Source organism: Kordiimonas aquimaris (assembly GCF_025574485.1).
GTDB lineage: Bacteria > Pseudomonadota > Alphaproteobacteria > Sphingomonadales > Kordiimonadaceae > Kordiimonas > Kordiimonas aquimaris.
Genome location: NZ_JAOBPO010000002.1, coordinates 645,195 through 657,241, shown reverse-complemented (window position 1 = coordinate 657,241; position 12,047 = coordinate 645,195). Strand labels below are relative to the sequence as shown.

The 12,047-nt window shown below is 47.9% G+C and carries 17 protein-coding genes; 5 read left to right on the top strand and 12 right to left on the bottom strand.

Features of this window, described 5'->3' with window-relative positions:
- Window positions 1-13 precede the first annotated feature (13 nt).
- The 8 genes from OEU88_RS08835 to OEU88_RS08800 are packed head-to-tail and all read right to left on the bottom strand — an operon-like array spanning window position 14 to window position 5,529.
- Window positions 14-880: a TonB C-terminal domain-containing protein gene (locus OEU88_RS08835; protein WP_262694792.1), complete on the bottom strand. Its 867-nt coding sequence runs from the start codon at window positions 878-880 to the stop codon at window positions 14-16.
- A 38-nt stretch (window positions 881-918) separates the two neighbouring features.
- Window positions 919-1,356: a protein TolR gene (tolR, locus tag OEU88_RS08830; RefSeq protein ID WP_262694791.1), complete on the bottom strand. Its 438-nt coding sequence runs from the start codon at window positions 1,354-1,356 to the stop codon at window positions 919-921.
- The gene (tolQ, locus tag OEU88_RS08825) at window positions 1,356-2,102 is read right to left on the bottom strand and encodes a protein TolQ (protein ID WP_262694790.1); all 747 of its coding nucleotides are present in this window, start codon (window positions 2,100-2,102) and stop codon (window positions 1,356-1,358) included. The genes tolR and tolQ overlap by 1 nt, the downstream gene beginning before the upstream one ends.
- 18 nt (window positions 2,103-2,120) lie before the next feature.
- Complete coding sequence (locus tag OEU88_RS08820; RefSeq protein ID WP_262694789.1) at window positions 2,121-2,591, bottom strand: YbgC/FadM family acyl-CoA thioesterase; 471 nt, start codon at window positions 2,589-2,591, stop codon at window positions 2,121-2,123.
- Window positions 2,588-3,637: a Holliday junction branch migration DNA helicase RuvB gene (ruvB, locus tag OEU88_RS08815; RefSeq protein WP_262694788.1), complete on the bottom strand. Its 1,050-nt coding sequence runs from the start codon at window positions 3,635-3,637 to the stop codon at window positions 2,588-2,590. The genes OEU88_RS08820 and ruvB overlap by 4 nt, the downstream gene beginning before the upstream one ends.
- On the bottom strand, window positions 3,634-4,260 hold the full coding sequence (ruvA, locus tag OEU88_RS08810) for a Holliday junction branch migration protein RuvA (RefSeq protein ID WP_262694787.1): 627 nt from the start codon (window positions 4,258-4,260) through the stop codon (window positions 3,634-3,636). Before ruvA ends, ruvB begins: the two co-directional genes overlap by 4 nt.
- On the bottom strand, window positions 4,257-4,754 hold the full coding sequence (gene ruvC / locus OEU88_RS08805) for a crossover junction endodeoxyribonuclease RuvC (protein WP_262694786.1): 498 nt from the start codon (window positions 4,752-4,754) through the stop codon (window positions 4,257-4,259). The genes ruvA and ruvC overlap by 4 nt, the downstream gene beginning before the upstream one ends.
- Before the next feature lie 22 nt (window positions 4,755-4,776).
- A complete protein-coding gene (locus tag OEU88_RS08800; protein WP_262694785.1) occupies window positions 4,777-5,529 on the bottom strand; it encodes a YebC/PmpR family DNA-binding transcriptional regulator in 753 nt (250 codons plus the stop codon).
- 164 nt (window positions 5,530-5,693) lie between these two features.
- On the opposite strand from OEU88_RS08800, the gene OEU88_RS08795 reads away from it, so the two are divergent.
- Genes OEU88_RS08795 through OEU88_RS08785 form a run of 3 tightly spaced genes read left to right on the top strand, consistent with a single transcriptional unit; the run spans window position 5,694 to window position 7,072 of the window.
- Entirely contained in the window at window positions 5,694-6,134 is a 441-nt protein-coding gene (locus OEU88_RS08795; protein ID WP_262694784.1) for a GFA family protein, read from the top strand.
- Window positions 6,135-6,171: 37 nt separating this feature from the next.
- Window positions 6,172-6,573, top strand: a complete 402-nt coding sequence (locus tag OEU88_RS08790) for a DUF1304 domain-containing protein (protein WP_262694783.1) — start codon at window positions 6,172-6,174, stop codon at window positions 6,571-6,573.
- Between the two features lie 7 nt (window positions 6,574-6,580).
- Window positions 6,581-7,072: a nuclear transport factor 2 family protein gene (locus tag OEU88_RS08785; RefSeq protein WP_262694782.1), complete on the top strand. Its 492-nt coding sequence runs from the start codon at window positions 6,581-6,583 to the stop codon at window positions 7,070-7,072.
- On the opposite strand, the gene OEU88_RS08780 is transcribed toward OEU88_RS08785, so the two are convergent.
- The 3 genes from OEU88_RS08780 to OEU88_RS08770 form a co-directional block, all read right to left on the bottom strand.
- A complete protein-coding gene (locus OEU88_RS08780) occupies window positions 7,065-7,328 on the bottom strand; it encodes an Imm27 family immunity protein (protein WP_262694781.1) in 264 nt (87 codons plus the stop codon). The genes OEU88_RS08785 and OEU88_RS08780 overlap by 8 nt on opposite strands.
- Window positions 7,329-7,392: 64 nt before the next feature.
- Entirely contained in the window at window positions 7,393-8,448 is a 1,056-nt protein-coding gene (locus tag OEU88_RS08775) for a Kelch repeat-containing protein (RefSeq protein WP_262694962.1), read from the bottom strand.
- Window positions 8,449-8,467: 19 nt separating this feature from the next.
- A complete protein-coding gene (locus tag OEU88_RS08770; RefSeq protein WP_262694780.1) occupies window positions 8,468-8,893 on the bottom strand; it encodes a GNAT family N-acetyltransferase in 426 nt (141 codons plus the stop codon).
- Between the two features lie 136 nt (window positions 8,894-9,029).
- Here OEU88_RS08770 and OEU88_RS08765 point away from each other — a divergent pair, with 136 nt between their 5' ends.
- Both OEU88_RS08765 and OEU88_RS08760 read left to right on the top strand, forming a co-directional pair.
- A complete protein-coding gene (locus OEU88_RS08765; RefSeq protein WP_262694779.1) occupies window positions 9,030-9,419 on the top strand; it encodes a cupin domain-containing protein in 390 nt (129 codons plus the stop codon).
- 12 nt (window positions 9,420-9,431) lie between these two features.
- Entirely contained in the window at window positions 9,432-10,205 is a 774-nt protein-coding gene (locus OEU88_RS08760; protein WP_262694778.1) for an SDR family NAD(P)-dependent oxidoreductase, read from the top strand.
- 21 nt (window positions 10,206-10,226) lie between these two features.
- On the opposite strand, the gene OEU88_RS08755 is transcribed toward OEU88_RS08760, so the two are convergent.
- Window positions 10,227-12,035: an ATP-binding cassette domain-containing protein gene (locus OEU88_RS08755; protein ID WP_262694777.1), complete on the bottom strand. Its 1,809-nt coding sequence runs from the start codon at window positions 12,033-12,035 to the stop codon at window positions 10,227-10,229.
- Window positions 12,036-12,047: the final 12 nt, after the last annotated feature.

Here is a 12,047-nt window from a genome sequence, read left to right as displayed (position 1 = left end):
ATGTATCCTCACATTAGCCACCGGCAAACTCAGCACCGTTGAAATTAAAATCTATATATTTTTGGCTCGCATCTAAGTGCTGCGCTGCTTCACTAAACGGTTCACTCAACAACACTGCCCGGCGAGCACTTTCAGCAAAAATGCGAAAGAACGCGCGATCCGGATCATTCAAATTGCCGGCATTTAAGAACTCAGGTGCACGTGAGAAAGATCCATCAGGCCGTATATGAATACGAATAGTAACCTGCATTGTGTCGATACCCTTGGCTCCGCCGGGAAAAGACCAATTTTCCTCAACCTTCCGCCTTAAGGCATCCATCAAAGATGCTGTCGCTACAGTGCCGCGTAAAGAACGCAGCAAATCCGGTTTCTTTTCGGGCGCTTCAGTTTTTTTTGTTTCTTCTTTTTTCTTGTCGGCCTCAGGTGCTTTTTCACGTTCTTCCTTGATGGCGCGATCAATCAATGCAGAAACATTACGTAACCGCGAAGGTGGGCGTGGTTTAGCCCTTGGAACAATCCTGTTTGCTAGCTGCGTATTTTGTGACACTTGCGGTTTAGGTTTTGGCTTCGGTGCAGGTGTCACCTTTTTGGGTGGAGCCTTGTCAGGTAACGGTACAGCATCTGCTGGCGCGCTAGCGGTCGGCTCTGCCGCGGCAAACGTCGGTTGCGGTTTAACTTCTGTCTGCTGTTGTTCTTCTTCAGCTTTCGGTGCAACAACACGTGTTTCTTCGGCGATTTTCACGAATTCAATAGCAATTGGCGGCGGCGGCGCCGGGCGTGGTCGAGAAAAATTAGGCAATCCAACAACAGCAATGACAACAACACCTATATGCAGCGCCGAAGACATCATCCATCCAGATTGTTCCGTTCCCAGTTTCACTCCTAGCTTCACCTTTATCTGTGCTATCTTATTTGTGGTTATCGTTGTTCAGCAATAAGTGCAACACGGGTAAAACCAGCACCATTAATCACACCAATCACTTGCATTACCTGACCATAATCAAGCTTTGTATCTCCGCGCACATAAATGCGCGTATCACGACTATTACCCGCAATAGCAGTGAGCCGAGGCACCAACTCTTCTATGCGAATTGCAGTGTCCGCAAGAAATATGGCACCATTTTGATCAATCGTCACTTCAAGCGGTTTCGAATCTTGCGGTAGTGGCCTTGCTTGCGCTTTTGGCAAATCCACCTGCACACCAGCCGTCAACAGCGGTGCGGCCACCATAAATACAATCAACAACACCAACATGACATCAACAAACGGCGTAACATTAATTTCTGCCATTGGGCGATACTTGTTGCGCCTGCCACCAGAACCACGACCTCCACCACCTGTTACAGAAGCACCCATTAGCTATCTCGCTCATCAAGTTGGCGCGACAGGATGGCAGCAAATTCATCCGAAAAACCTTCAACTCGGCCCGCGTAGCGCCCTAAGTCGGTAGACAATTTATTGTAAGCGATCACCGAAGGGATCGCAGCAACCAGACCAAGAGCCGTTGCAAGCAATGCTTCTGCAATGCCGGGTGCGACAGTTGCAAGCGATGTATCAGACGCTACCGCGATAGCTGTAAAACTATTCATGATCCCCCAAACCGTCCCAAAGAGGCCTACAAAAGGCGAGGCAGAACCGATGGTTGCCAAGTAACCAACCTGCCCTTCAAGACGGTCCATCTCGCGGGTTGTGGTTACATGCATCACTTTATTGATCCGGTCTTGCGCTGTGCCCTTATCGAAACGTGAACCTATCGAGCCAAGACTACGTTGCCATTCACGCATAGCCGCAACAAAAACGGCTGCAAGCGGGTGGTCTGGAGCATGTTTGATCGAATTATATAATTCATCCAGTGAGCTGCCCGACCAAAAAGTGTCTTCAAATTCATCTGCCTTAGCGCGCGCATCCTTAACACGTTGCCACGTATTAAAAATAATCGACCACCCCCAAATACTTGCCGCAATCAACATAATCATAACAAGTTGAACAATAAACTCAGCCTGCGCAAACATGCCGATGAGCGAAAAATCCGGCGCATTGCCACCAAGTTCTGCAGACTGCACAGCTTGTGTCACAACTTCGTTAACCGACTGGTCCTGCATGTTTATCTCCTCAAAACCTTACGTTGATGCGCTAGCAGCCGCATGCCATTCTTGCCAGCACGCTTTAGCAGCGGGTGTCCAGCGACGCGGACGTCCATCATTTCCAATAACAGCGACCAGAACTTCAGCTTCAGTTACCAAAGCATCATTGCATGTAATCCACTGTTTTACTTCAATGGCAGCTGCGCGTACTTTTGTGACCATACTATGACCAACAAGCACATCACCGATTTTTGCCTGACGATGGTATGATAGGTTTAACTTACTCACTACGTAAGTTAACGGCCCACCTTCAACCTCGGTTAACTCAAAAAGCGTGTCCACGTCCGCGGCGCTACCGCGAATGCTTTCTGTACGTACGCGTTCAAAAAAACTGACATAACGCGCATGATACATCATGCCACCAACGTCCGTGTCTTCGTAATAAACACGCATCGGAAAATGAAAAATGCCATTTTTCCAAACGCCTTCGCTGAGATTACCAATCATTTATTACCCCCAAGCAAATTCATCTGCCCATCAACACCCTGAGATGGAGGCGGCGTTAGGTTGATATGCTTCCAGCCATCAGGAGAGAGCATCCGGCCGCGCGGAGTGCGCTGCACGAGCCCAACCTGCATCAGGTATGGCTCAATTATATCTTCAATAGCGTCACGTGGCTCTGATAGCGCGGCAGCCAATGTTTCAATACCAACAGGACCGCCTGTGTAGGTATCACCGATACACATCAAATACCGCCGATCCATCGTATCAAGGCCTAAATTATCAACCTGTAGGCGCGTCAATGCTGCGTCAGCCGCCACTGCATCAACCGTATCTCGTTCTGCAACAAGTGCAAAATCACGCACACGCCTCAGCAAACGTCCGGCAATCCGTGGTGTTCCCCGCGATCTTGAAGCCACCTCACGTGCACCGTCTTCGCTCATATTTAACTCAAGCAAACGTGCGCCGCGCCTCACTACTTCTGTTAATTCTTCGGTGGTATAAAACTCTAGTCGTGTTGGGATACCAAAACGGTCACGCAGCGGCTTGGTAATCAGGCCCGAACGCGTGGTTGCACCCACCAATGTGAACTTTGGCAGATCAATACGTACCGAGCGAGCAGCTGGCCCTTCACCGATAATGAGATCGAGCTGAAAGTCTTCCATTGCCGGGTAAAGAATTTCCTCCACCGCCGGATTCAATCTATGAATTTCATCAATGAACAGTACATCACGGTCTTGCAAATTAGTTAAAATCGCCGCCAGGTCGCCGGCTTTTGAAATTACCGGACCAGATGTTGCGCGGAAATTAACACCCAGTTCGCGCGCGACAATCTGCGCAAGTGTCGTTTTGCCTAAACCAGGCGGACCAAAGAACAATACATGATCCATTGCCTCACCACGTGTCCGCGCTGCTTCAATAAACACATGTAGGTTTTCACGGGCTTGTTGCTGTCCGATGAACTCATTAAGTGTTTGAGGGCGCAAACCGCCATCAATAACATCGCCCAGTGCTTCTTCACCTTGCACTACTCTTTCAGACGCATCGTTCATAGGATACTAAGCTCCTTAAGCGCAGCAGGAACCAATGCATCAACGCTGGCATCTTCGCCGAGGTCGTTCATAGCACGCGCAACAGCACCGTGAGCATCAACCGGCTTGTAGCCCAAGTTAACAAGGGCAGAAACCGCATCCGCAAGCGCAGCATTGCCGCCCATATTTTGGTCTGATGCCGCAGCTTGAGACACTTGAACGCCCTTAGGTTTGAATATCAAACCTGTTACTTTGTCTTTGAGTTCTGTCACAATACGCGTGGCAACTTTTGGCCCTACACCTTTGGCACGTGACACTGCGGTTTTGTCCTGAGCGGCGATTGCATTTTGCAGGTCTGTTGGCGACAACGCAGAAAGTATAGCAAGAGCTACCTTTGCACCAACACCTTGCACGCTGGTAAGCAGGCGAAACAGGTCACGCTCTTCAATATCGGCAAAAGCATACAGTGTTATTGCATCTTCACGCACCACAGTTTCAATGTGAATACCAACAGCTTCACCCGCACGCGGCATACTGCCCAGCGTTCTTGATGAACCATGCGCAATGTAACCAACACCGCCTACGTCAATGATCAACCAGTCTTCACCGGCACTATCGAGTATGCCTTTTAACTTTGCAATCAACGGGCAACCTTTCTGATATTTTCAGCTGTTCCCACATGATGCGCATGACAAATCGCAACTGCAAGAGCGTCTGCGGCATCAGGCCCATTTATTTCCACACCCGGCAACAATATTTGCACCATAGCGTCAACTTGTTCTTTCGCAGCATGCCCTGCACCGACCACCGACTTTTTCACATGGTTCGGCGTATATTCAGCCACACTGATACCTGCCATCGACGGCACCAAAAGCGCGATACCACGCGCCTGCCCAAGCTTGAGTGTGGAAGTTGGGTTTTTGTTAACGAATGTTTCTTCAACTGCGCAAGAATGTGGCTGCCATATTTTTAACACTTCAGACAGGCCGTCATGAAGCTGAACAAGCCTTTCAGCCAGCGTTTTCTTCGGATCAGATGCAACAACGCCGTTCGCAACATGACGGAGCCGGTTGCCTTCAGCGTCTACAACGCCCCAGCCGGTTTTCTGCAACCCCGGATCCAGCCCAATCAAGCGCATATCTACTCCTCGGAAACTCGTATTATTCTTGTGCCAACGCTTCCATCACATCATCTGGAATATCATAATTACCAAACACCGTCTGCACATCATCATTGTCTTCAAGCGTATCAATCAGGCGCATCATTTTCTCCGCGCCTTCTTGGTCCAACACGAGTGGCTCTTTTGGCTTGAATATTAATTTAGCTGACTCAGCCTCGCTGCCTAATTCACTAGCAAGTGCGGACACGACTGAATGAAGGTCGCTGTCTTGCGTATAAATCGCATGACCGTCCTCATCACTTTCCACTTCATCGGCGCCAGCCTCTAATGCAGCTTCAAACATAGTATCCGCATCAGCGACACTGCCGGGATAAGTAATTTCACCAACACGGTCAAACATGAAACCAACACAGCCGCTTTCACCCAAGTTACCACCAGCTTTAGCGAAAATCGTTCTAACGTCAGACGCTGTGCGATTACGGTTATCAGTCAATGTTTCAACAATAACGCCGATACCGTTTGGGCCGTAACCCTCGTAGCGCATTTCATCATAGTTTTCAGCATCACCGCCGTCGGCTTTTGCGATTGCACGTTCAATGTTGTCTTTCGGCATGCTCTGCGCGCGCGCTGTTGCCACAGCCAAACGAAGCCGCGGATTGCTATCCATATCCGAACCGCCCATTTTGGCAGCCACCGTGATTTCACGGCTGAATTTAGAGAACATTTTTGAGCGCTTCTTATCTTGTGCGCCCTTGCGATACATGATGTTTTTAAACTTGGAATGGCCTGCCATTCTATCCTCCGGGTATCTTCGTATGGACCGAATTTTTAATACAATTGATACTGAACCGAACAAAGCGGCAGCAATTGGCCCTTTCTTAGCAGATTTAACGCTATTGAACAGAGGGAATTCCCCCTATAGTGTCAACTATTCGGTGAACAGTGGGATATGATCAGATGAATGCACATCAAGGCAGTTGTTATTGTGGTAATATTACAGTGACAGTGACAACCGAAAGCCCACTTTCAGAACTTACACCCCGCGCATGTGGCTGCAATTTTTGCACCATGCATGGCGCCGCATGGGTATCAACGCCTGATGCACTGCTTGAAATTGAAATTCAAAACGAAGCGGCGATTAACTTGTTTGAGCAAGGCAGCGAAACAGCACGCCTTTGGCTTTGCCAGCGCTGCGGTGTTGTCCCTGCCGTAACCTGCGATATTGATGGTAGCCGCAAGGGAGCAATTAACGCCAATGTAATGTTGGAACGCAGCGCATTCCCGCCAGCTACACCGAGCGACCCACAAAATCTGTCACCGCAGGAAAAGAAAGACCGCTGGGCTGATATCTGGATCAATAAAGTTGTGATCAAAGACTGCTGGGACGTGGGGTTATAACTTCATTCCATTAATCACCTGATAAAAAGAGGCCTCCATGAAATCTCTTGCAAATATCATGACCGGCATTGTTGCACTGGAACATATCTGGTTTCTTGTTTTAGAAATGTTTCTGTGGAAACAACCAATTGGCATGAACACTTTTGGCACAACACCTGAATTTGCCGAGGCAACAGCCACCCTCGCAGCCAATCAAGGCCTTTACAATGGCTTCTTGGCCGCCGGTCTTATTTGGGCGCTGTTTTCAAAACGCGCGGACTTGAAGCTCTTCTTTTTATCATGTGTTATCGTTGCAGGTGTTTACGGCGGATTGACTGCAGGCATCACAATCATATTTGTACAAGGCCTCCCAGCTTTTCTAGCGTTCATTATTGTTTATGTTGTAAATAAACAGTCTAAAGCTGCTGACACACATCTTGACCAGACACCTTCAGAGTAAAGATTATATGATAAAAATTAACTGCATTGCCTTCCTGTGCTTGCTCACGCTTGCAGCATGTAGCGCAGACAAAACCTCATTTACGCAAGAACAAGAAATCCAAGTTACCAGCGAAGTAAATCAGGCCTTTCTTGGGTTAGTGGAAGCATCTAAAACGCTGGATCACGCGCGTTACTTTTCTTACTTCGACACGGAAAAATACACCGCCCTTAACGAAGATGGCACGGTCTTACATTCTTTCGCTGTGTTTCAAGAAATATATATGCCTCAGGTCGCATATGTAGAACGATACAATGATCTTCAATTTGACAATGTTAAAATTGATGTAATTGATAAAAACACCGCAGTTCTGGTGAATGAATATACAGCTGAAGTTGTTTTAACGAACGGTGACATTGTGAAAGCTGCAGGTGCAGGCACACAGGTTTGGTCGAAACGAACTGGTGAGTGGAAACTGGTTAATGTTTCCAGCAGTGCAAAACCTCTTAACATCAAATAGTTGGACACCAGTCACTTGCGTCGGATATTGATAATCGTTCGAGCTGACGCGGACCACCTCCATGCATATGGCTTTGAGGATAAGTTAATTCCCAATAATTACCAAATGTGTCAATATATAGAGCGGCCCAATTAGTAATTTTGATCTCACTGAGTTCATTCTTGATCATCTCTATTATTTTGTTTTCTATAGTATCAGCTTGCATTTGGCCATCAACCATAACCCAACTTCCTCGAATGATCTTGTTTTGTGTCATAGCCAACCTTTCAAATATTTCGTACCATAAGTGAGCAATGTAGCCATGGCTCTTAAATAATAGCTTATTGCATGCTTCTCAACGCCCGCTCATTGACTATCTGACCATCAATCATCCCACCGATCGTGAACCATTCCTCGCCAACCTTCATCAAACCACGGTGATCCATGCTGGCAACGGGTTTGTCTTCATAAGCAACCCAATTATCCTTAGTGAAATCCCAAGCAAACACATGTTTGGTTGGTTTTGAAGGTTCTCCGTTATAACCAATACCATTGTAATTATAGGCATTACTGGTACCACCAACGAATAATACACGATTACCAATGCTGTCACCTGCGCCGCCCATACGGTAATGACCTCTGCCTGGCAATTGCGGCAATCGGCGATAGCTTATCTCGGCAGGGTTTTCAGGGTTGATTGTGCCCATCCATCCTTCATTGACCGTTTCAAAACGACGATCTCCTGTTGCGCGGGAACCAAGCACGGCAACACCATCAGCGATGACAAACCTATTGCCCACAATGCCGCCCGCATGGCCGAACACTGGGCTCCCGGGGTAATCTGTTGCTTTAAACCATGAATTGTTTTGTGTGTCATAAACCTGCACATCACGAATATTGTCAGTGTTGTGCCAGCCGGAAACAATGTAAATGTAACGACTTGCATAACTGAAGCTAACTGCGTCATCGGACGGCACAGGCATATCGGCAATGCGTGTGTATGATTGTGTGATAGGGTCAAAAACAAAGTTTTCAGGCGTTGAAACCTCAGCACCGTCTTCGGCTACTGTGTAGCCGCCAAACAGATAGACCATACCATTCAAGCCAACCGCTGTTGCCGCTAGCCTGCCTTTGTCAACAGGCACACTGGGTAAGGCGCGCCATTTGGCCTCGCCTTCACTAAAGGCATAAGCTTTTCTGCTAATGTCCGTATAGGCTTTGCCCTTCGTTAAGCCCATAAAAGAAAAAAGCGTATTTTTGCCATTAACAATAGTTTGCGCTACAGCATTATTCGCGTGAGGCTCAGGCAGCAGCGGAACATTATCCGCAACCACACCGCCTGCGATGAAGAAAGCAGTCAAAACACCTATTGTCATATGCCTTAGCTTCTCGTTCATCACGCCATCTTCCCTGATATTAAAATGTCAGTTTCAAATAAAGCATATCAACGCATAGCACGCCATCATCCAATACGGGTTCATCATAATTGCGCACAAAGAAGCCTTCATCTATTCGCGCACGCTTAAAGCCGGCTTGTTCATAGAATTTCACCTGCTTAACACCTGAACTGGCTGTACCCACTTCTAGTGAGCAAGCACCAAGTTCTTTCGCTGTCCCTATTGAATGGCGAAGCAAAGCTTGGCCGTATCCTTTTCCTTGATACGCTTCATGAATAGCAATATTCTTTAGCTCCCAATCCCTACTGCCTAGACAAACCAACACATAAACGCCAACAGGCATCCCGCCAATTATCGCGCCAAATACTTTTCCTGATTTCAGGTATGATTGAACAAGTTCAGGTGATGGATCCGCGAGCAATAGCAAATCCCAATAAGGTTCCAATTCATCAATTTCTAAGATACGCAATGAGCTAATGGAAACGATCCTTTCTTGGGCAACGTCAGATATTTAGCTAGCAACAGTAACTGCCATGATGATATGCCTCAAGGCCTAGGTGGAACAACGAAGGACATCCGCGATGCGCATTTTCTCAATTGCATTTATCTTTCTATTGTCTGCGGGCTCGTGGGCTCAGGCCGCTGGGCCAAAAGCAACGCCATTGCTTCAATCTGACATTACTGGTGTACCAAGCCACCAAGCGTTAATGACACGTGTTGAACTGCCAGCTAATGCGACATTGCCGATGCATTATCACCCAACAGAAGAGTTTATGTACGTGATTGCCGGAGAAGCATTTCTGCGCATTGAAGGCCAAGAAGACAAACTGATTTCGGCCGGAACCAGCGGCAAAATTCCGGCTGGCATGATACATACCGCGGTGACACGAGACAAAGCGGCAGAAGTTGTTGTTTTTCGTGTACACCCCAAAGGTCAACCAGTGCGCACCGTACCAGATCAGCAAAAATAACAGGAAACAGACATGATCTCATTTGATGGACAAACATTTCTAGTAACAGGCGCATCACGCGGTATTGGTGCTGCGGCAGCAAGTATTTTACTTAAAGCAGGTGCAAATGTTGTCGGCTCATACGCAACCAGCCCGGGAGCATTAGCTGTTCTGGCAGAAGAATTTGGCAGTGACCGTATTGTGGCCGTACAAGCAGACCTCGGCGAAAACGACGCTGGTTTCCGGTTGTGGAACGAAGCGATGGATTTCAAAGGCAACATTGACGGCTTGGTCAACAATGCCGGCATTATGCCTTCCACAGCGCATGATACAGACAATCAAACTTGGACCGCTGATTGGGCAAACGTAATGGCCGTTAATGTTCAGGCTGTTGCAGATCTATGTAAAGCTGCGATCATGCATTTTGAAACCATGCGCAGGCAAAACGATACGGCAACTGGTCGCATTATTACCGTCGCCAGCCGTGCCGCTTTTCGCGGCGACAGTTCAGATGCTATCCATTACGCCGCCAGCAAAGGCGCTGTGGTTGCCATGATGCGCTCTATCGCACGCGCTTTCGCAAAAGATGGCATTTACGCCTACCTCATTGCTCCGGGTTGGGTCAAAACCGACATGGCAGCTGTCGCATATGAACCAGGCAACGAACATATGCTGAAAGAAATCCCTATCGGGGACGCCGCACCGCCTGAGGAAATCGGAAACATGATCGCGTTCCTGCTATCTGGACTAATTGATCACGCAACAGGCGCAACGTTTGATATAAACGGCGCCAGCTACGTCAGGTAACAAACTCAAGACAGTTTGTTTTTATTTCAGGCTGTCTTTTAACTCTTCAAGCTCAAGCCAGCGCATTTCTTTTTCATCCAGAAGCTCTCGCTTCTCGGTTAGTTCTTTGGAAATACGGTCAAATGCACTTGCGTCGCGGCTATAAAGATCAGGATCAGACAACTGCGCCTCAAGCTCGCTAATTTGCATCGAAAGTGTTTCGACTTCAGCAGGCAACAGATCAAGCGCACGTTGGTCCTTATACGAGAGCTTACCAGTTTTCTTTGGTACAGCAGATTGAATAGAAACAACTTTCGCCTTTGACTTTGCCTCTGCTTGTTCAATGGCCGTCAAGCTCAAGGCACGTTGCGCACGGTAATCGCTGTACCCACCAGCATACTCCACTGCGCTACCATCACCTTCCAGTACAATCGAGCTGGTGACAACACGGTCTAAAAAATCTCGGTCATGCGACACTAGAAGAATTGTGCCTTTGTAATCACCGAGTGTTTCCTGCAACAGGTCGAGTGTATCCATATCAAGATCGTTAGTTGGCTCGTCAAGTACCATCAGGTTTGACTTTTTAGCGAAGTTTGCCGCAATCAGTAGTCGATTACGTTCCCCGCCCGACAGTGCACTAACAGGCGTTCTTGCCTGCGAGGGATCAAACAAAAACTCTTTCAAATATGTCATCACATGGCGGGTTTCATCACCCACATATATCCATTCACCGCGGCCGCCCGTTAACACATCCATCAAAGTCATGTCGTCGCCTAGCGCCATACGTTTTTGGTCAATGGTAATCGTATCAAGGTTGGTACCAAGTTTCACATGCCCTTGATCAGGCTGAACCTCACCAAGCAGTGTTTTGAGCAACGTAGTTTTACCAGCACCATTCGGGCCAATGATACCAACTCTGTCACCACGAGCGATACGCGTTGAAAAATCAGAAAACAAGGTTCTTTGACCATATGTTTTCGATATACTTTCAGCCTCAATAACACGTGCACCCGATTTTCCGCCGCCACCGAGTGAGATAGTCACATCACCCGTTGCTTTAATGACCCCTCTACGCTCAGAACGCAGTGCTTGCAGTCGGCGCATTCGCCCCTGATTACGCGTTCGCCGGGCGCTAATGCCTTCAACAGACCAACGCGTTTCTTCTTTGATAAGCTTATCAAGCTTTTTCAAGTTTTCCTGTTCTTCAGCGTAAACCTTATCTTGCCATGCCTCGAGTTTTTCAAATCCATCATCGAGGCGCCGCACCTGACCACGATCAAGCCACAAGCATGCGGTTGAAAGATTAGTCAGGAAAGTTCTGTCGTGACTGATCAGCACCATGGCCCCACGCCATACTTTCAGGTATTCTTCAAGCCAACCAATTGTGTTGATATCCATGTGGTTTGTTGGCTCATCAAGTAATAGAACTTCAGGCTCGCCGATTAATGTTCGCGCCAATGCAGCACGCCTCAACTCCCCGCCTGAAGCACTTTTAGGGTCAATGCTTCCATCAACTTTCAACTCATCAAGCAATACATCAGCGCGGTAGTCCTGATCTTGTTCATCTTCAGGCAGGCCGCCCATTATATATGCGTGCAAGGATGTGTAACTTGAGGCGTCCGGCTCTTGCGGCAGATACGCAACCGATATGCCAGGCTTCAACCAACGTTCGCCCCCATCAGGCTCAATAAGTCCAGCGATGACTTTTAGAAGTGTGGATTTTCCTGCACCGTTACGCCCAACAAGGCATAAACGCTCATTCGGCCCGATATGCATTTCAAGCTTATCAAGCACAGGGTCAGCACCCCAATGCAGATTAATATCCTTCAAACTCAGAACTGGTGGCGCCACAATTAAATCCAA